Annotated in this window: 17 protein-coding genes; 7 read left to right on the top strand and 10 right to left on the bottom strand. The window is 70.9% G+C overall.

Going from position 1 to position 16029, the window contains the following annotated elements:
• Nucleotides 1-29: 29 nt before the first annotated feature.
• Nucleotides 30-884: a PA4780 family RIO1-like protein kinase gene (locus AB3X07_RS02470; RefSeq protein WP_369942447.1), complete on the bottom strand. Its 855-nt coding sequence runs from the start codon at nt 882-884 to the stop codon at nt 30-32.
• Between the two features lie 75 nt (nt 885-959).
• Between AB3X07_RS02470 and AB3X07_RS02465 the strand changes: the two genes are divergently transcribed.
• The 3 genes from AB3X07_RS02465 to AB3X07_RS02455 all read left to right on the top strand — a co-directional run bounded on the left by AB3X07_RS02465 (nt 960) and on the right by AB3X07_RS02455 (nt 2805).
• The gene (locus AB3X07_RS02465) at nt 960-1151 is read left to right on the top strand and encodes a hypothetical protein (protein ID WP_369942446.1); all 192 of its coding nucleotides are present in this window, start codon (nt 960-962) and stop codon (nt 1149-1151) included.
• A 221-nt stretch (nt 1152-1372) separates the two neighbouring features.
• Nucleotides 1373-2218: an IclR family transcriptional regulator domain-containing protein gene (locus AB3X07_RS02460; RefSeq protein ID WP_369942444.1), complete on the top strand. Its 846-nt coding sequence runs from the start codon at nt 1373-1375 to the stop codon at nt 2216-2218.
• A gap of 155 nt (nt 2219-2373) precedes the next feature.
• Nucleotides 2374-2805, top strand: coding sequence for a hypothetical protein (locus AB3X07_RS02455; protein WP_369942443.1), 432 nt, complete (start codon nt 2374-2376; stop codon nt 2803-2805).
• Between the two features lie 130 nt (nt 2806-2935).
• On the opposite strand, the gene pcaC is transcribed toward AB3X07_RS02455, so the two are convergent.
• From pcaC to AB3X07_RS02420, 7 genes are all read right to left on the bottom strand, one after another.
• On the bottom strand, nt 2936-3322 hold the full coding sequence (gene pcaC, locus AB3X07_RS02450) for a 4-carboxymuconolactone decarboxylase (RefSeq protein ID WP_369942442.1): 387 nt from the start codon (nt 3320-3322) through the stop codon (nt 2936-2938).
• 78 nt (nt 3323-3400) lie between these two features.
• Nucleotides 3401-4744 carry a 3-carboxy-cis,cis-muconate cycloisomerase gene (locus AB3X07_RS02445; RefSeq protein ID WP_369942441.1) on the bottom strand — a complete coding sequence of 448 codons (1344 nt, stop codon included), beginning with the start codon at nt 4742-4744 and terminating at the stop codon, nt 3401-3403.
• Between the two features lie 186 nt (nt 4745-4930).
• A complete protein-coding gene (gene pcaG, locus AB3X07_RS02440; protein WP_369942439.1) occupies nt 4931-5494 on the bottom strand; it encodes a protocatechuate 3,4-dioxygenase subunit alpha in 564 nt (187 codons plus the stop codon).
• Between the two features lie 4 nt (nt 5495-5498).
• Nucleotides 5499-6215, bottom strand: a complete 717-nt coding sequence (pcaH, locus tag AB3X07_RS02435; protein WP_369942437.1) for a protocatechuate 3,4-dioxygenase subunit beta — start codon at nt 6213-6215, stop codon at nt 5499-5501.
• Between the two features lie 107 nt (nt 6216-6322).
• A complete protein-coding gene (gene pcaF / locus AB3X07_RS02430; protein WP_369942435.1) occupies nt 6323-7531 on the bottom strand; it encodes a 3-oxoadipyl-CoA thiolase in 1209 nt (402 codons plus the stop codon).
• A gap of 15 nt (nt 7532-7546) precedes the next feature.
• Complete coding sequence (locus tag AB3X07_RS02425) at nt 7547-8188, bottom strand: 3-oxoacid CoA-transferase subunit B (protein WP_369942433.1); 642 nt, start codon at nt 8186-8188, stop codon at nt 7547-7549.
• Nucleotides 8185-8865, bottom strand: coding sequence for a 3-oxoacid CoA-transferase subunit A (locus AB3X07_RS02420; protein ID WP_369942431.1), 681 nt, complete (start codon nt 8863-8865; stop codon nt 8185-8187). Before AB3X07_RS02420 ends, AB3X07_RS02425 begins: the two co-directional genes overlap by 4 nt.
• A gap of 401 nt (nt 8866-9266) precedes the next feature.
• Between AB3X07_RS02420 and AB3X07_RS02415 the strand changes: the two genes are divergently transcribed.
• The 3 genes from AB3X07_RS02415 to AB3X07_RS02405 are packed head-to-tail and all read left to right on the top strand — an operon-like array spanning nt 9267 to nt 12170.
• Nucleotides 9267-10343, top strand: a complete 1077-nt coding sequence (locus AB3X07_RS02415; protein WP_369942429.1) for a Rieske 2Fe-2S domain-containing protein — start codon at nt 9267-9269, stop codon at nt 10341-10343.
• A gap of 25 nt (nt 10344-10368) precedes the next feature.
• On the top strand, nt 10369-11139 hold the full coding sequence (locus AB3X07_RS02410) for a GntR family transcriptional regulator (protein WP_369942427.1): 771 nt from the start codon (nt 10369-10371) through the stop codon (nt 11137-11139).
• A gap of 47 nt (nt 11140-11186) precedes the next feature.
• Entirely contained in the window at nt 11187-12170 is a 984-nt protein-coding gene (locus AB3X07_RS02405; RefSeq protein ID WP_369942425.1) for a PDR/VanB family oxidoreductase, read from the top strand.
• A gap of 575 nt (nt 12171-12745) precedes the next feature.
• Here AB3X07_RS02405 and pobA read toward each other — a convergent pair.
• Complete coding sequence (pobA, locus tag AB3X07_RS02400; protein WP_369942423.1) at nt 12746-13939, bottom strand: 4-hydroxybenzoate 3-monooxygenase; 1194 nt, start codon at nt 13937-13939, stop codon at nt 12746-12748.
• A 100-nt stretch (nt 13940-14039) separates the two neighbouring features.
• Here pobA and AB3X07_RS02395 point away from each other — a divergent pair, with 100 nt between their 5' ends.
• A complete protein-coding gene (locus AB3X07_RS02395; RefSeq protein WP_369942421.1) occupies nt 14040-14963 on the top strand; it encodes a helix-turn-helix domain-containing protein in 924 nt (307 codons plus the stop codon).
• Nucleotides 14964-15017: 54 nt separating this feature from the next.
• Here AB3X07_RS02395 and AB3X07_RS02390 read toward each other — a convergent pair whose 3' ends face one another.
• Nucleotides 15018-15986, bottom strand: coding sequence for an alpha/beta hydrolase (locus AB3X07_RS02390; RefSeq protein ID WP_369942419.1), 969 nt, complete (start codon nt 15984-15986; stop codon nt 15018-15020).
• Nucleotides 15987-16029: the final 43 nt, after the last annotated feature.

Raw genomic sequence — 16029 nt, 5'->3', positions numbered from 1 at the left:
GCCGCAGCGACGCGCGCCGCCGCGCGACCTCAGTCCTCGGCCGCGGCCTCGCGCCCCTGCTGGCGGATGATCGCTTCCTGGCGCGCGTCCTCGATCGACTCGCGCACCGCGCGCACGTCGGCACGGTGGGTGTCGAACACGAAGCGGCCGGTGAGCGCGCTGTCCGGGCGCAGCTCGCCCTTCTCGTACAGCGCCCACATCTCCTCGCCATAGTAGGTCTGGTTGAGCTCGGGGGCGAAGCGGCCCAGGCAATCGCGCAGGTTGTGCACGTCGCGCAGCAGCATGGCGCGCGCGGCGTTGTTGCCGCCGGCGCTGACCACCTGCGGGAAGTCGATCACGACCGGGCCGTCGGCGGCGACCAGCACGTTGTATTCGGACAGGTCGCCGTGCACCAGGCCCAGGCACAGCATCTTCACCACATCGCCGACCAACTGCGCATGGAACGCGCGCGCCTGCTCCGGCTCCAGCTCCACCTCGCCCAGCCGCGGCGCGCTCTGCCCGTCGGCATCGGTGACCAGGTCCATCAGCAGCACGCCGTGGAAGTAGCCGCGCGGCTGCGGCACATGCACGCCGGCGTCCACCAGCTGATACAGGGTGTTGGCCTCGGTGTCCTTCCAGGCCGCTTCCTGTTCGCGGCGGCCGAACTTGGTCGCCTTGCCCATCGCCCGCGCCTGGCGGCTGCCACGCACCTTGCGCCCTTCCTGGTACTGCACGCGCGCCTGGAAACTGCGCTGCGCCATGTCCTTGTAGACCTTGGCGCACAGCACCTCGTCGCCGGCCTGGACCACGTACACGGCGGCCTCCTTGCCGCTCTTGAGCGGGCGCAGCACGCTGTCGATGACGCCGTCCTCGAGCAAGGGCTGCAGGCCCTGGGGGGTTTTCATCGGACGCGGGTGACCTTCTGGGGAAAACCGGATTATGGCCCATGCCTGGATCGATGCCAGGCGACAAATTGCGGGATGCGCGTCCGCCAACGGAGTAAGGTGGCGGCGGCGATCGCCGCCACGGCGGTCGCCGCCGGCCATTCACGTGTAAATCGTCCAGAGGGTGTCATGAGCAAGGGCATGGATCAGAAGAAGAGCGAAAAGAAGCAGCCGACCAAGACGCTGAAGGAAAAGCGCGCGGCCAAGCAGGAAAAGAAGAAGAAGTAGGCGTCGGCGTGCCGCGCCGCGGGCGCGCCGGACTGCCGTTGCCCCGGCACGGACGGGTTCAGGCAAGCGGCGCGAGCGCCGGTCCGTCGCCATCCAGCCGGCCGCTGTCCGCCATGGCGGCATCGGCCGGCACCTGCCCCGCCATGGCCCACGCAGGCCACGCGCAGCGCTTACCATGGCGGGGTTTCCAACGCCGCGCACGCAGGGCGCCCGATCCGCCGATGGCCGACTCCCCCGCACCCGCAGGCCCGCGCACGCCGCGCGCCGAGCGCGGGCTCACCCACGAGCTGATGCAGCAGATCGACGGACTGCAGGGCGATCCCGACTTCATGACCTCGCTGGCGCGCGGCCTGGCCGTGCTCAGCGTGTTCGCGCAGCATCCGCGCGAGGTCACCATGTCGCAGATCAGCGCCGCGACCGGCATCTCGCGCGCGGCGGTGCGACGCGTGCTCTACACCCTGACCCGGCTCGGCTACGTCGGCGAGCAGGGCCGCGGCTACGTGCTGCTGCCGCGCGTGCTGGGCATGGGCGGCGCCTACGTGGCCGCCTCGTCGATGACCGCCGCGGCGCAGCCGGTGCTGGACGCGCTGCGCGACGCCGTGCACGAATCCTGCTCGATGGGCGTGCTCGACGGCGACGACCTGCTCTACATCGCCCGCGCCGAAACCGTGCGCATCATGTCGATCGGGCTGCGCGCCGGCAGCCGGCTGCCGGCCTATTGCACCTCGATGGGCCGGGTGCTGCTGGCGGCGCTGCCGCACGACACGCTGGAGAGCTACCTGGAGCGCAATCCGCTGCGTCCGCGTACCGGGCGCACCGTCACCGACCAGCGCGCGTTCCTGGAACTGCTGGCGCGGGTACGCCGCGAGGGCGCCTCGCTCACCGACCAGGAACTGGAAATCGGCCTGCGCTCCATCGCGGTACCGGTCCGCAACCGCCGCGGCGAGGTGGTCGCCGCGCTCAACATCGGCACCCAGGCCGGTCGCGTCAACCTGCAGACGATGCAGACGCAGCTGCTGCCGCCGCTGCGCGACGCGGCGCAACGCCTGGGCGCCCTGCTCGGCTGAGCAAGGCGCGTATGCCGGCGACGGCATGGGCGGGTCGCGTATCCTCCCCGCTGCGGGCAAGGCGCCCGTGCCACGCCGTTCGTGCGCGGCGTCATGCATCCAGGCAGGGAGCGTACATGCGGGAAGAAGGCGGCATTGAATTTTTCGGGTTTCGGGTGAATCCCCGGACGCGGCGTGCGCGCTGGATCGTGTTCGGCGCGCTGGCGGCGCTGCTGCTGGCCATGGTCGTCAGCGGTAGCCGCGCCTCCAGTGCGCTACGCGCCCGCGCCGAGGCCATCGCCGGCTTCGATATGCCCGACACCCTGCACCCGGCCTGGCAGACCCGCGACAGGGGACTGTTGGGAGAGCGCACCGTCGTGACCCAGGGGTATCGGTTGCCGGCGTCGCTGGCGGACACGCTGCTGCGCAGCTGCGAGCAACGCGGCGGGCACATGATGGAGCGCGAGCAGGTGCTGGCGCAGGTTCCCGAGCTGTCCTCCAGGATCTCGGCACACGCCCCCGCCTGCCTGCGCGTCGCCGACACGCCCACCCGCGCGGTGTCGATGCTGCAGGACGACACGCTGGTGATCCGCATCCAGCGGCGATGAACCTGACGGCCGGCCCCAGGCGTCTGGGCCGCCGTACGAAGCCGTGGGGCGGCGCTGGCCGCTAAGCCGCCACCAGCGTGTCGATTCGCGCCGGATCTTCCCCGCGGCGTCGCGCCAACGGCGTGGCGCCTCAGCCCTCGGCCGCCTGCTCTTCCAGGATCGGCTTGGCCAGCGCGAAGGCGTGGTTGGCCGCGGGCACGCCGCAATAGATCGCCGCCTGCAGCAGCACTTCCTTGATCTCGTCCGCGCTGACCCCGTTGTTGCGCGCGGCGCGCACGTGCAGCTTGAATTCCTCGTCGTGGCCCAGCGCCACCATCATCGCCAGGGTCAGCAACGAGCGGGTGTGCCGCGACAGCCCGTCGCGGGTCCACACCGTGCCCCAGGCCGTGCGGGTGATGAACTCCTGGAACTCGCCGGTGAAGTCCGTGCGTGCGTCCAGCGCACGTTGCACGTGGTCCTCGCCGAGCACGGCCTTGCGGACCTGCAGTCCGGCCTCGTAGCGTTGTTTCTCGTCCATGGGGACTCCGAGTTGAGAATGGGGGATGCCGCCAGGTCCGCGCGCGACAGCATGGCGGCGGCGCGCAGCGAGGCGAGGTCAGGCGTCGGCGAGGACCCGGTCGATCCAGGTCGCGGCCATGCCGCGCCAGCTGTCGGCGGCGAACAAGGCCTGCAGCTGCGTGGCGTCCAGCACCGCGCTCACCCGCGGGTCGGCGCCCAGCACGTCGCGCAGATGCCGGCCCTGCTGCAGCGCCTGGCGCGCGGCGTCTTCCACCAGCGCGTGCGCGATGGGCTTGCCCAGGTGCGCGGCGAGCGCGACCGCCGCCGCTTCGGCGTAGAGCAGGCCGCCGTGGCTATCGAGGTGCGCGCGCATGCGCGCGCGATCCAGTTCCAGGCCGTCGATGACCCCGCGCAGTTGCGCCAGGCTGCCGGCGGTCAGGCGCACGATCTGCGGCAGCGTGTCCCACTCGGCATGCCACTGCCCGGCGGCGCGCTCGTGCGCCTGCGGCAGCGCCGCGTACAGCGTGGACACCAGGCCGGGGACGCGCGTGGCCGCGGCGATGGCGGCCACGCAGCCCACCGGATTGCGCTTGTGCGGCATGGCCGAGGAACCGCCCTTGCCGGCCGCGGCCGGCTCGAACGCCTCGGCCACCTCCGACTGCATCAGCAGCACGATGTCGGTGGCGATCTTGCCCAGCGTACCGGCCAACAGCGCGAACGCGCTGCCGATCTCGACGATGCGGTCGCGCGCGGCATGCCACGGCAGCGCCGGCAGCGGCAGGCGCAGCGCCTGCGCCAGCGCCTGCGCCACCGCCAGGCCCTGCGACTGCAGCGCGGCCAGGGTGCCGGCGGCGCCGCCGAACTGCAGCACCAGCGCGTCCTCGCGCAATGCCTGCAACCGGCGCTGCGCGCGCTGCAGCGCGTCCAGCCAGCCGGCCGCCTTCAGCCCGAAGGTCACCGGCACCGCCTGCTGCAGCAAGGTGCGGCCGGGCAGCCCGGTATCGCGCTCGCGCTGGGCGAGCGCGCGCAGCGCAGCGCACAGCGCCGCCAGCTTCGGCTGCAGCAGGTCCAGCGCCGCGCGCAGTTGCAGCATGCTGCCGCTGTCGATCACGTCCTGGCTGGTCGCGCCCCAGTGCACCCAGCGCGCCGCGTCCGCATCTGCGGCCTCGACCTGCGCGGTCAACGCCTTGATCAGCGGGATGGCCGGGTTGCCGGCCAGCGCGGCGCCCTGGCCGAGCGCGGTCAGGTCGTAGTGGCGCACCTGGCAGGCCGCCTGGATCGCGGCCAGCGCCGCTTCCGGAATCACCCCGCAGCGCACCTCGGCCAGCGCCAGCGCGGCCTCGACATCGAGCATGGCCTGCACGCGCGCGGCGTCGTCGAACAGCGCGTCGATCTCCGGGTCGCCGAACAGGGGGTTGAGCAGGGAGAAGCTGGAATGCATGCGGGATCTCTGTGCAGGCCGCGCCGGCGCGGCGGGCCAGGCAAGGGTAGCGCCTACGCCACGACGGATGCGGGCTGCGCCGGATGGTCGCCAACGCCGGGCCGTAGGAGCGGCTTCAGCCGCGACAGGATCTCTCGGTAAGGCCTGTCGCGGCTGAAGCCGCTCCTACAAAAAAGCGCCGGCCGCTCAATAACTGAAGAACACCGTCTCCTGCTCGCCCTGCATATGGACGTCCCACGCATACCGGCCCGGCGCGGCAGGCCGCGCCAGCAGCGTGCCGCGGCGCTCCGGCGGCACCAGCGCCAGGATCGGATCGGCGTCGTTGCCCACGGCATCGGCGAAGTACAGCCGGGTGCAGGCGGCGCGCAACAGCCCGCGCATGAACACCAGCACCACCAGGTGCGGCGCCTGCGGCGTAGCCAAGGGCCCGGGCACCCGGCCCGGCACGACCGTGCCGAAGGCGAACCGGCCCTGCGCATCGGTGGGCACGCGGCCCCAGCCGTGGAAGGCCGGATCGTGGGCGTCGTGGCGGGGATCCTCGCGATGGGCGTAGATGCCGGCCGCATCGGCCTGCCAGATCTCCAGCACGGCGTCGGCGACCGGCACGCCGGCGCCATCGAACACGCTGCCGCTCACCTGCACGTGCGTGCCGCGCGCCGCGGCTGGCGCGACCTCGGTCCGGTACAGCGGTTCCAGGCCCAGGCGGTAGTACGGGCCGACGGTTTGCGAAGGGGTTGCCTGAAGACTCATGCGCTCACTCCCAGACGGTCTGCTTGCGGCCACGCAACACGATGTCGAAGCGGTAGGCCAGCGCGTATTCGCTGATCGCGTTCTCCCAGTCGAACGCCGACACCATCCGCGCCTTGGCCTTGTCGTCGTCCACGCAGTTGAAGATCGGGTCGTGGGCCAGCAACGGATCGCCCGGAAAGTACATCTGCGTGACCAGGCGCTGGCCGATGCCGTCGCCATGCAGCGAGAAATGGATGTGCGCCGGGCGCCAGGCGTTGTAGTGGTTGCGCCACGGGTAGGCACCGGGCTTGATGGTCTTGAAGCGGTAGCGGCCGTGCGCGTCGGTCAACACCTGGCCGGTGCCGGTGAAGTTGGGGTCCAGCGGCGCGTCGTGCTGGTCGCCGGCGTGCAGGTAGCGGCCGGCGGCATTGCATTGCCACACCTCGACCACGCTGTCGCGCACCGGCTGGCCGTTCTCGTCGAGCACGCGGCCGGAGACGACGATGCGCTCGCCCAGCGGCTCGCCGGGGAAGCCGGCGGTGAGGTCGGCGGCATGCGCGCCCAGGGTGATGCGGTCCAGGGTCGGACCGGTGACTTCCGACAGCGTCGCCGGGATCGCGATCGGATCGCGGCTGGGGCCGCGGCGCACGGTCGAGGCGTAGACCGGATGCAGGTACGGCGGCTGCGTGCCCGGATAGGGCTTGCGATAGCCGAGCAAGGGCGGGGGGGTGGACTCGTTCATCGTGTTCCTTCCGCTGGCTCCGCACCGGAGCCGGTTGGTGTTCGGTGGCCTGCGGACGCACCGGCCTCGATGGCCGGGACGAGACGCCGCGCCTGCGCGATCATCGCTCAGACCCGCTCGATCGCCAGCGCCACGCCCTGGCCGACGCCGATGCACATCGTCGCCAGGCCGCGACGACCGCCGCCGGCCTCGAGCTGGCGCAGCAGGGTCAGCGCCAGGCGCGCGCCGCTCATGCCCAGCGGATGGCCGAGCGCGATCGCCCCGCCATTGGCGTTGACGTGCGCGGCATCGTCGGCCAGGCCCAGCTCGCGCAGGCAGGCCAGCCCCTGCGCGGCGAAGGCCTCGTTGAGTTCGATCGCATCGAAATCGTGGATGCCCAGGCCAAGCCGCGCCAGCAAGGCACGCGTGGCCGGCACCGGGCCGATGCCCATGTAGGCCGGCTCCACGCCGGCGGCGGCGAAGCCAAGCACGCGCGCACGCGGGGTCAGGCCCAGGGCCTGCGCCTGCGCGGCCGAGGCCAGCAGCAGCGCCGCGGCGCCATCGTTGATGCCCGAGGCGTTGCCGGCGGTGACCGTGCCGGGCTGGCGGAAGATCGGCTTGAGCGTGGCCAGCGCTTCGGCCGTGGTGTCCGCGCGCGGATGCTCGTCGCGGGCGACCTCGGCCGTCTCCCCGCGCTTGCGGCCGGCCACCGTCACCGGCGCGATCTCGCCGTCGAAGAAGCCGCGCCGCTGCGCCGCGGCGGCGCGTTGCTGGCTGCGCAGCGCGAACGCATCCTGGTCCTCGCGCGATACGCCGTAGCGCGCGGCGACGTTCTCGGCGGTCTCGCCCATCGGCTCCACGCCGTAGCGGCGTTCCATCTCGGGATTGACGAAACGCCAGCCCATGGTGGTGTCCTCGATGCGCTGCTCGCGCGCGAACGGCGCGGCGGCCTTGCCCATCACGTAGGGCGCGCGCGACATCGACTCCACGCCGCCGGCGATCGCCAGCCCCAGCTCGCCCGCGCGGATGCCGCGCGCGACGGTGCCGACCGCGTCCAATCCCGAGCCGCACAGGCGGTTGACGGTGCTGCCTGGCACCGTCGCCGGCAGGCCGGCCAGCAGCAGGCTCATCCGCGCCACGTTGCGGTTGTCCTCGCCGGCCTGGTTGGCGCAGCCGAGATAGACATCGTCGATCAAGGCCGGATCCATTTGCGGATGCCGCGCCAGCAGCGCCTTGATCGGCAGCGCGCCGAGATCGTCGGCGCGCACGCCGGCGAGCGCGCCGCCGTAGCGGCCGATCGGGGTGCGGATGCCGTCGATGATGTACACGTCGCTCATTGCGCGATCTCCAGGTCAGGCCAGCGGCAGGCCGGTCAGGCGTTGCAGTTCGTCCAGCGACACGCCGTCGACGAGTTCGATGACCGAGGCGCCATCCTTGCCGACCGCGAACACGCCCAGGTCGGTGTACACGCGCGACACGCAGCGCAGGCCTGTCAGCGGATACGTGCACTCTGCGACCAGCTTGCTGTCGCCGCGCTTGGTCAGCAGGTCCATCATCACGAACACGTCCCTGGCGCCGATCGCCAGGTCCATCGCGCCGCCGACTGCCGGGATCGCGTCGGGTTCGCCGGTGCTCCAGTTGGCCAGGTCGCCCTGCACCGAGACCTGAAACGCGCCGAGCACGCACACGTCCAGGCGGCCGCTGCGCATCATCGCGAACGAGTCGGCATGGTGGAAGTAGCAGCCGCCGGGCAGCAGCGTCACCGGCTGCTTGCCGGCGTTGATCAGGTCCGGATCCTCCGCGCCGGGCGCCGGCGCCGGCCCCATGCCGAGCACGCCGTTCTCCGAATGCAGGAAGATCTCCTTGTCCCCGGGCAGGTAGTTGGCGACCTGCGTGGGCAGGCCGATGCCCAGGTTGACGTAGGCGCCTTCGGGAATGTCACGCGCGACGCGCGCGGCCATCTGCTCGCGGGTCATGCGCTGGTGGCCGCTCATGCGCGCGCCTCCCCGTGGCCGGCCGCGACCACGCGCTGGACGAAGATGCCGGGAGTGACGACCGCTTCGGGATCGAGCGCGCCGAGTTCGACCACCTCGTCGACCTGGGCGATGGTGCGCGTGGCCGCCATCGCCATCAGCGGGCCGAAATTGCGCGCGGTCTTGCGGTACACCAGGTTGCCCCAACGATCGCCGCGATGCGCCTTGATCAGCGCGACATCGGCATGGATCGGATACTCGAGCACGTAGTGCCTGCCGTCGATCTCGCGCGTTTCCTTGCCCTGCGCCAGCTGCGTGCCGTAGCCGGTGGGGGTGAAGATCGCGCCCAGGCCGTTGCCGGCGGCGTGGATGCGCGCGGCCAGGTTGCCCTGCGGCACCAGCTCCAGTTCGATCTCGCCGGCGCGGTAGGCGGCGTCGAAGTGCTGCGAGTCGCTCTGCCGCGGGAACGAGCAGACGATCTTGCGCACGCGCTTGTGCTTGATCAGCGCGGCCAGCCCGGTCTCGCCGTTGCCGGCGTTGTTGTTGACGATGGTCAATGCGCGCGCGCCCTGCGCGATCAGCGCATCGATCAATTCGTCCGGCATGCCGGCGCTGCCGAAGCCACCGATCATCACCGTGGCGCCGTCGTGGATGTCGGCCACGGCAGCCGCGTACGAGGCGACGGTCTTGTCGATCATCGCGCCGTTCCTGCGCGGCCGTTCGCGGATGGCGGACGCGGTTCGGTGGCGGGGCGGCGAAGCTGTGCCGACATGGGTGCGGTCTCCGCGGGACGCGCAGCGGCGCCGGGGCCGCTGCCTGATGGATCGGAACGCTGGTGCGACGAGACGCTGCGCCAAGCCGCCTCTCCACCCAACGACGCCACACGTTAGGGGCGGCGCCCCGGTCGGTCAATTCGATTATCGGTTAGTTAGTTCGATAATCGCACGAAACTCGCTCCATCGCCGGAGGCCTCCCGGGAAAATGCTGTATACAAACAGCAGGCTCGGCGGGATCCCCAACTCCCCATTAACGCCAAAAAGCCGTAGATTTCCGATCGCACGCGCCACAGCACGCCATCCTCGGTATACAGGAGTCCGTCATGTTCGCCTCCGCCCCGCGCTTCCCGCTCAATGCCTGGTACGCCGTCGCCTGGGACCACGAGGTTCGCCACGCGCTGCTGCCACGCAAGGCCTGCAATCTCGCCCTGGTCCTGTATCGCACCAGCGCCGGCGCCCTGGTGGCGCTGGAGGACGCCTGCTGGCATCGGCTGGTGCCGCTGTCGATGGGCAGGCTGCGCGGCGACGACGTGGTCTGCGGCTACCACGGCCTGGTCTACGACGCGCAAGGCCGCTGCGTGCACATGCCGTCGCAGGACACGATCAACCCATCGGCCTGCGTGCGCAGTTTCCCGGTCGCCGAAAAGCATCGCTACGTGTGGATCTGGCCCGGCGATGCGGCATTGGCCGACCCGACGCTGATCCCGGACCTGCACTGGAACAGCGACCCGGCCTGGGCCGGCGACGGCCGCACCATCCCGGTCAAGTGCGATTACCGGCTGGTGCTGGACAACCTGATGGACCTGACCCACGAGACCTTCGTGCACGGTTCCAGCATCGGCCAGGACGCGGTGGCCGAGGCGCCGTTCGAGGTGGTGCATGGCGAACGCACCGTCACCGTCTCGCGCTGGATGCGCGACATCGACCCGCCGCCGTTCTGGGCGATGCAGATCGAGCACGCGCTGGGCTATCGCGGCAAGGTCGACCGCTGGCAGATCATCCGCTTCGAGGCGCCGTGCACCATCGCCATCGACGTCGGCGTGGCGGTCGCCGGCAGCGGTGCGCCGGAAGGCGACCGCAGCCGGGGCGTGAACGGCTACGTGCTCAATACCATCACCCCCGAGACCGAGACGACCTGCCACTACTTCTGGGCATTCGCACGCAACCATTCCTTGCACGAGCAATCGATGACCACGCGGCTGCGCGAGGCGGTGAGCGGCGTGTTCGGCGAGGACGAGGCGATCCTGGAAGCGCAGCAACGCGCCATCGACGCGCATCCGGACCACGCGTTCTACAACCTCAACGTCGATGCCGGCGGGATGTGGGCGCGGCGACTGATCGAGCGCATGATCGCGCGCGAACAGCGCAGCCGCGACCTGGACCTGCGCATGGTCGGCTGACACCGCCTTTCCTCTCCGGAGCGCCATGAACGCCACGCCCCCTTTCCGCTCCAGCGCCGCGCAGACCACCCGCGCGCTGCTCGAACTGCGCGACCTGATTCTCGGCGGCGCGCTGGCGCCGGGCGAGCGCCTGTCCGAACTGGCCGTGGTCGAGCGCCTGGGCGTCTCGCGCACGCCGGTCCGTGCCGCGCTGCAACGCCTGTGCGAGGAAGGCCTGACCACCGCCCTGCCCGGCGGCGGTTACGCGGTGAAGGCCTTCAGCGAACGCGACGTGCACGACGCCATCGAACTGCGCGGCACCCTGGAAGGCCTGGCCGCGCGGCTGGCCGCCGAACGCGGCGCCAGCGCCGCCGACCTGCAACACGCGCACGCGCTGCTGGCGCGACTGGACACGGTACTCGCCTCGGAGCTGGGCGAGGACGACTTCGCCGACTACGTGCAGTGCAACGAACGGCTGCATGCGGTGTTGATCGCGATGGCCGGCAGCGACCTGCTCGCGCGCGAGTTCGCGCGCACGGTGCAACTGCCGTTCGCCTCGCCCAACGGCTTCGTGATGGCGCAGGCCGCGCTGCCGCAAGCGCGATTGATCCTGACCCTGGCGCAGGACCAGCACCGGCAGGTGGTGGACGCCATCGAACGCCGCCAGGGCGCGCGCGCCGAGGCGCTGATGCGCGAACACGCGCACCTGGCGCAGCGCAATTTCCGCTACGCCCTGGACGACCAGCGCGCGATCGACCGCGTCCACGGCGGCACGCTGATCCAGCGCGAAGGACCGGCACGTACCGGCAGCGCCTGAGCGGCGCCGCGCCGACGATTTCCCTTTCTCCACACCTGGACCCCGCCATGCGCAAGGACACCCAGTGGTACCCCGTCCGCGTGGCCGCCGTCGCCGATGCCTGCGATGGCGTGCGCGAACTCCTGCTCGACCCCGGCGCGCACGCGCGCCCGTTCGCGGTCGGCAGCCACCTCGACTTCCGCCTGCGCCTGCACGGACGCGAGGACATCCGCTCCTACTCGCTGGTCGGCGAACCGCGCGCGGACGGCCATTACCTGATCGCGGTACGGGCGATGCCCGACAGCCGCGGCGGCTCGCGCCACATGTGGACGCTGGCGCCGGGCGATGTGCTGGAGGCATCCGCGCCCAGTAACAACTTCGCGCTGGACGAGCGCGCCGCGGAGATCCTGCTGGTAGCCGGCGGCATCGGCATCACCCCGATCCTGGGCATGGCGCAACGGCTGGCGCAGCGTCACCCGGCGTTCCGCCTGCTGTACGTGGGCCGCTCGCGCCGCGCGATGGCCTACCTGCCGCAATTGCAGGACACCTTGGGCGCACGCCTACAGGTGCACTGCGACGACGAAGCCGGCGCACCCGACCTGGAAGCGGAAATCGCCGCACTCTCCCCGGCGGCGGAGATCTACGTCTGTGGCCCGCTGGGCATGCTCGACGCGGTGCGCCGCCACTGGCATGCCGCCGGGCGATCGCGCGCGCGACTGCACTTCGAGACCTTCGGCAACAGCGGCAGCGCCCCGGCGCAGCCGTTCGTGGTGCGCCTGCCGGCGTTGGGGTTGGAGGTGCCAGTGGCGGAGAACGAATCGATGCTCGACGCTCTGCAGGCGGCGGGCGTGGAGATGATGGCCGACTGCCGCCGCGGCGAATGCGGCCTGTGCCAGGTGAACGTGCTGGACGCCGATGCCGACCTGGACCACCGCGATGTGTTCTTCAGCGACGAACAGCGCCGAGAGAACCACAAACTCTGTGCTTGCGTCTCGCGCGCCCTGGGCGGCACCGTGAGTATCGATACCGGTTATCGCACTGACGCGCTCTGACGCGGGTTGGGGGCGATCGCGTCGCAGATGGGAATCTGCGCACATTGCATCATGCTTGCGCGGACGCGCGGACGTGCGATCTCGTTCGATCGGCAACAGAACGCTGCGCCCGTACCCTCACCCCAACCCCTCTCCCGATGGGAGAGGGGCTAAGCGCGTGCTCCGGCATAGTTCCAGCGCCACTGTAGTCCCAGCACCAACCGCAGAGGCTGGCGCCTACATGCGTGTGGTGACGCGCTTCTTTTGGTTACTTTGTCTTTGCACAAGCAAAGAAAAGAAAACTCGCCGCCAGGCGAAAGCTTTGGCTTTTGGCTTTTGGCTTTTGGCTTTTGGCTTTTGGCTCTGTCTTTGGCTCTCAAAATTGCAACCGCAATGGCAGCCGCAATAGCGCCGGAGCACGCTAGGCATACCTGCCCCAGCACAGAGATTCCCCGTCCTCACAGGGAACGGCACCTGATTTGATGCGACTTCGTTCGTCGCGACTGAAGTCGCTCCTACAGGGGGTTGGCTGCGGTGATCGTGCACATTGCGAAGGACTGCCAAAGCCCCCCCTGTCATTTGGTCATTCGCCCACCCTAGTCGACTCCCACCCCCGTCTCCAACGGCAAGCCAGCGTAGTTCTCCGCAATCGTCGCCCGCCCCTCCGGGCTCCCCAGCAGATAATCCAGCTCCGCATCGTGCAGGTGCCGCTCGAACGCCTCCTCGTCCGGGAAGCGATGCAACATCGTCGTCATCCACCACGAGAAGCGCACCGCCTTCCACACCCGTTTCAACGCCAGTTCCGAATACCGCGACAACGGCGCTTCACTCCCCGTCTCCCGCGCCTGCGCGAACAGCGCCGCCAGCAGCCCGACATCGCCCGCCGCCAGGTTCAGTCCCTTGGCCCCGGTCGGCGGCACGATATGCGCCGCATCGCCGGCCAGGAACAGCCGCCCGTACTGCATCGGCTCGGCCACATAGCTGCGCAGCGGCGCGATGCTCTTCTCGATCGACGGCCCAGTGTGCAGCCGCGCCGCCACCGCCTCCGGCAGGCGCGCCCGCAACTCGTCCCAGAACCGCGCATCCGACCAGTCCTCGACCCGCTCCCCGCTCGGCACCTGCACGTAGTAGCGGCTGCGCGTGGGCGAACGCATCGAACACAGCGCGAACCCGCGCGCGTGCCGCGCATAGATCAGTTCCTCGTTGACCGGCGCGGTCTCGGCCAACACGCCGAGCCAGCCGAACGGATACACCCGCTCGTACTCGCGCAGCACCCCGGCCGGAATCGACGCGCGGCTGACCCCATGGAAGCCATCGCAGCCGGCGATGTAGTCGCAGTCCACCCGCACCCGCGCGCCGTCGTGCACGTATTCCACCCACGGCCGCATGCCGTCCAGACCGTGCAGCGTCACGTCCTCGGCCGCGTACACGCTCGCCCCGCCGGCCTCGGCGCGCGCCTGCATCAGGTCGCGGGTGACCTCGGTCTGGCCATAGATGGTGACCGCGCGCGTGGCGCTGGCCTCGGCCAGGTCGATGCGCGTGCGGCGGCCATCGAGCAGCAGCTCGAAACCGTGGTGGACCACGCCCTCGCGCTGCAGCCGCGCGCCGGCGCCGGCCGCGTGCAGCAACGCCACCGTGCCCTGCTCCAGCACCCCGGCGCGAATGCGCGAAAGCACGTGCTCCGGCGTGCGCCGTTCGATGACGAGGGTGTCGATGCCCTGGCGCAGCAACAACTGGCCGAGCAGCAGCCCCGCGGGACCCGCGCCGATGATGGCCACGGTGGTCTTCATGCTGTCCTCCCGGACTGGATTACGGTACTTTCCGCCAGTCTTCCGCCGGCAACCGCCGATGCCAATGGACTAACCACGGGATTTTCTGCACTTTTCGACGATGGCTGCGATCACCGAACCGACCGTTCAGGCCCACCCCGTCCCCGCGTTCCGCCTGTACGGCGAAACCGGCGACCGCGCGGTCGCCGATGCGCTGCACTGGGAGTCGATCGCCGCGCGCAGCCGCCTGCACGGCTGGCGGATCCGGCCGCACCGGCACCACGACCTGTCGCAACTTCTGTACGTGCAGAACGGCCCGGCCGGGCTCCATATCGACGGCCGCAGCCAACGCGTGGACCGCGCCACGCTGGTGTGGATGCCGCCACCGTGCGTGCACGGCTTCGACTTCCACCGGCGCATCCGCGGCCACATCGTCACCCTGTCCGCCGCGCTGCTGCAGGCCTGGCAGGGACAATGGCCGCAGATGGCGCAGGCGCTGGCACGGCCGACTTGCCTGGACGTCGGGCGCGACCGCGCCATGCTCGATGCCTGTTTCGCCAGCCTCGCCAGCGAACACGCGCAGCGGCGCGAAGGCCGCGTGCCGATGCTGCACGCGTTGGCCGGCCAGTTGCTGGTGTGGACCGCGCGGCGGGCGCTGCAGCACCGCGTGCCGACGCCGGACGGCGGCCACGACCGCGGCGGCGAACACGTCCGCGCGTTCCTGGCGCTGGTGGACCGGCACTACCGCGATCACTGGCCACTGCAGCGCTATGCCGACCAGTTGGGACTCAGCGCCAGCCACCTCGGCGCCCTGTGCCGGCAGCATGCCGGCGCCGCGCCGCTGCAGCTGCTGCAGCGGCGGGTGATGCTGGAAGCGCAGCGCAGCCTGATCTACACCTCGATGAGCGTGCAGCAGATCGCCACCTGGCTGGGCTTCGCCGATGCGGCGTACTTCAGCCGCTACTTCACCCGCAACGCCGGCTGCGCGCCGAATGCGTTCCGCCGCGCGCAGCAGGGACGCGGCGGTGTCCCGCAGCCAGGCTAGGCAGGTCCAGGCCATCGCCGGCACGCGCCGGCGACGCGACCGCTGCGCACCGGGCTATGCCAGGTGCGCGCGCAGGAACGCACCGCTGCGCTCGAGCGCCTGCGCCGCGGCCGGGATCACGCCGGTCATCTCGATGAAGCCGTGCACCATGCCGGGCAGTTCGACGTAGTCGACCGGCACGCCGGCGCCGCTTAGCGCCTCGGCGTACAGGCGGCCGTCGTCGAGCAAGGCATCGCATTCGGCGGTGAAGATCAGCGCCGGCGGCAGTCCGGCGAAATCGGTGGCCTGCAGCGGCGACAGGCGCGGATCGCGCGTGTCCACGCCCGGATGCAGGAAGGGCCCGGCCATGGCCTGCATCAGCTCCAGCGTCAGCGGCGGCACCGCGCCATTGCGGCGCCGCGAGGGCAGCGCGTCGCCATCCGGCGACAGGTCGGTGCCCGGGTAGAACAGCACCTGCGCGCGCAGCGGCACCTGGCCGCGCAGCAACTGGCAGGCCATCGCCGCCAGGCCGCCGCCGGCGCTGTCGCCGGCCACCGCCAGGCGCGCCGTGTCCAGCTCCAACGTGTCGCCGTGCGCGGCCAGCCAGCGGATCGCCGCCAGCACATCGTCGGGACCGGCCGGCGCCGGATGCTCCGGCGCCAGCCGGTAGTCCACGGCGACCACTGCACAGCCGGCGGCCTGCGCCAGGCGACGGCACACCTTGTCGTGGCTGTCCAGGTCGCCCAGGCTCCAGCCGCCGCCGTGCAGGTACACGATGGTCGGGTACGGCGCCGCCGCCCCATCAGGCACGTAGCGCCGCAACGGGATCGGCCCCAGCGGGCCGTCGGCCTGGAAATCGCGCACGTCCCGCATCAGCCATGCCTCGCCGCCGAGCGCGCGGGTGGCCTCCTTGTAGGCCTGGCGCATCACCGGCATCGGCAAGGTGTGCATCGGCGGTGCGTCGGCGGCCGCGGCGGCGCCGATGCTCAGCGCATGCAGGGCGTCGGGCGTCAGCCGGGTGGGATCGAAGGGGTCTGCTTGCATCATGCGCTCCGTGTCTGCGTGCGTGGTGGGAACACCGGCGTCG

The sequence above is a fragment of the Xanthomonas sp. DAR 35659 genome (assembly GCF_041242975.1).
Lineage (GTDB): Bacteria > Pseudomonadota > Gammaproteobacteria > Xanthomonadales > Xanthomonadaceae > Xanthomonas_A > Xanthomonas_A medicagonis.
Note: the sequence above shows the minus strand (reverse complement) of the source record. Positions and strands in the feature narration are given on the sequence as shown.

Bases quoted from the DNA above. Each gene is read 5' to 3' on its own strand.
- AB3X07_RS02405 (WP_369942425.1), top strand. From the start codon at position 11,187: ATGCGCAAGGACACCCAGTGGTACCCCGTCCGCGTGGCCGCCGTCGCC.
- AB3X07_RS02420 (WP_369942431.1), bottom strand. From the start codon at position 8,865: ATGATCGACAAGACCGTCGCCTCGTACGCGGCTGCCGTGGCCGACATC.
- pcaG (WP_369942439.1), bottom strand. From the start codon at position 5,494: ATGAGTCTTCAGGCAACCCCTTCGCAAACCGTCGGCCCGTACTACCGC.
- AB3X07_RS02445 (WP_369942441.1), bottom strand. From the start codon at position 4,744: ATGCATTCCAGCTTCTCCCTGCTCAACCCCCTGTTCGGCGACCCGGAG.
- AB3X07_RS02460 (WP_369942444.1), top strand. From the start codon at position 1,373: ATGGCCGACTCCCCCGCACCCGCAGGCCCGCGCACGCCGCGCGCCGAG.
- AB3X07_RS02470 (WP_369942447.1), bottom strand. From the start codon at position 884: ATGAAAACCCCCCAGGGCCTGCAGCCCTTGCTCGAGGACGGCGTCATC.
- AB3X07_RS02415 (WP_369942429.1), top strand. From the start codon at position 9,267: ATGTTCGCCTCCGCCCCGCGCTTCCCGCTCAATGCCTGGTACGCCGTC.
- AB3X07_RS02465 (WP_369942446.1), top strand. From the start codon at position 960: ATGCGCGTCCGCCAACGGAGTAAGGTGGCGGCGGCGATCGCCGCCACG.
- pobA (WP_369942423.1), bottom strand. From the start codon at position 13,939: ATGAAGACCACCGTGGCCATCATCGGCGCGGGTCCCGCGGGGCTGCTG.
- pcaC (WP_369942442.1), bottom strand. From the start codon at position 3,322: ATGGACGAGAAACAACGCTACGAGGCCGGACTGCAGGTCCGCAAGGCC.
- AB3X07_RS02395 (WP_369942421.1), top strand. From the start codon at position 14,040: ATGGCTGCGATCACCGAACCGACCGTTCAGGCCCACCCCGTCCCCGCG.
- AB3X07_RS02410 (WP_369942427.1), top strand. From the start codon at position 10,369: ATGAACGCCACGCCCCCTTTCCGCTCCAGCGCCGCGCAGACCACCCGC.
- AB3X07_RS02425 (WP_369942433.1), bottom strand. From the start codon at position 8,188: ATGAGCGGCCACCAGCGCATGACCCGCGAGCAGATGGCCGCGCGCGTC.
- pcaF (WP_369942435.1), bottom strand. From the start codon at position 7,531: ATGAGCGACGTGTACATCATCGACGGCATCCGCACCCCGATCGGCCGC.
- AB3X07_RS02390 (WP_369942419.1), bottom strand. From the start codon at position 15,986: ATGCAAGCAGACCCCTTCGATCCCACCCGGCTGACGCCCGACGCCCTG.
- pcaH (WP_369942437.1), bottom strand. From the start codon at position 6,215: ATGAACGAGTCCACCCCCCCGCCCTTGCTCGGCTATCGCAAGCCCTAT.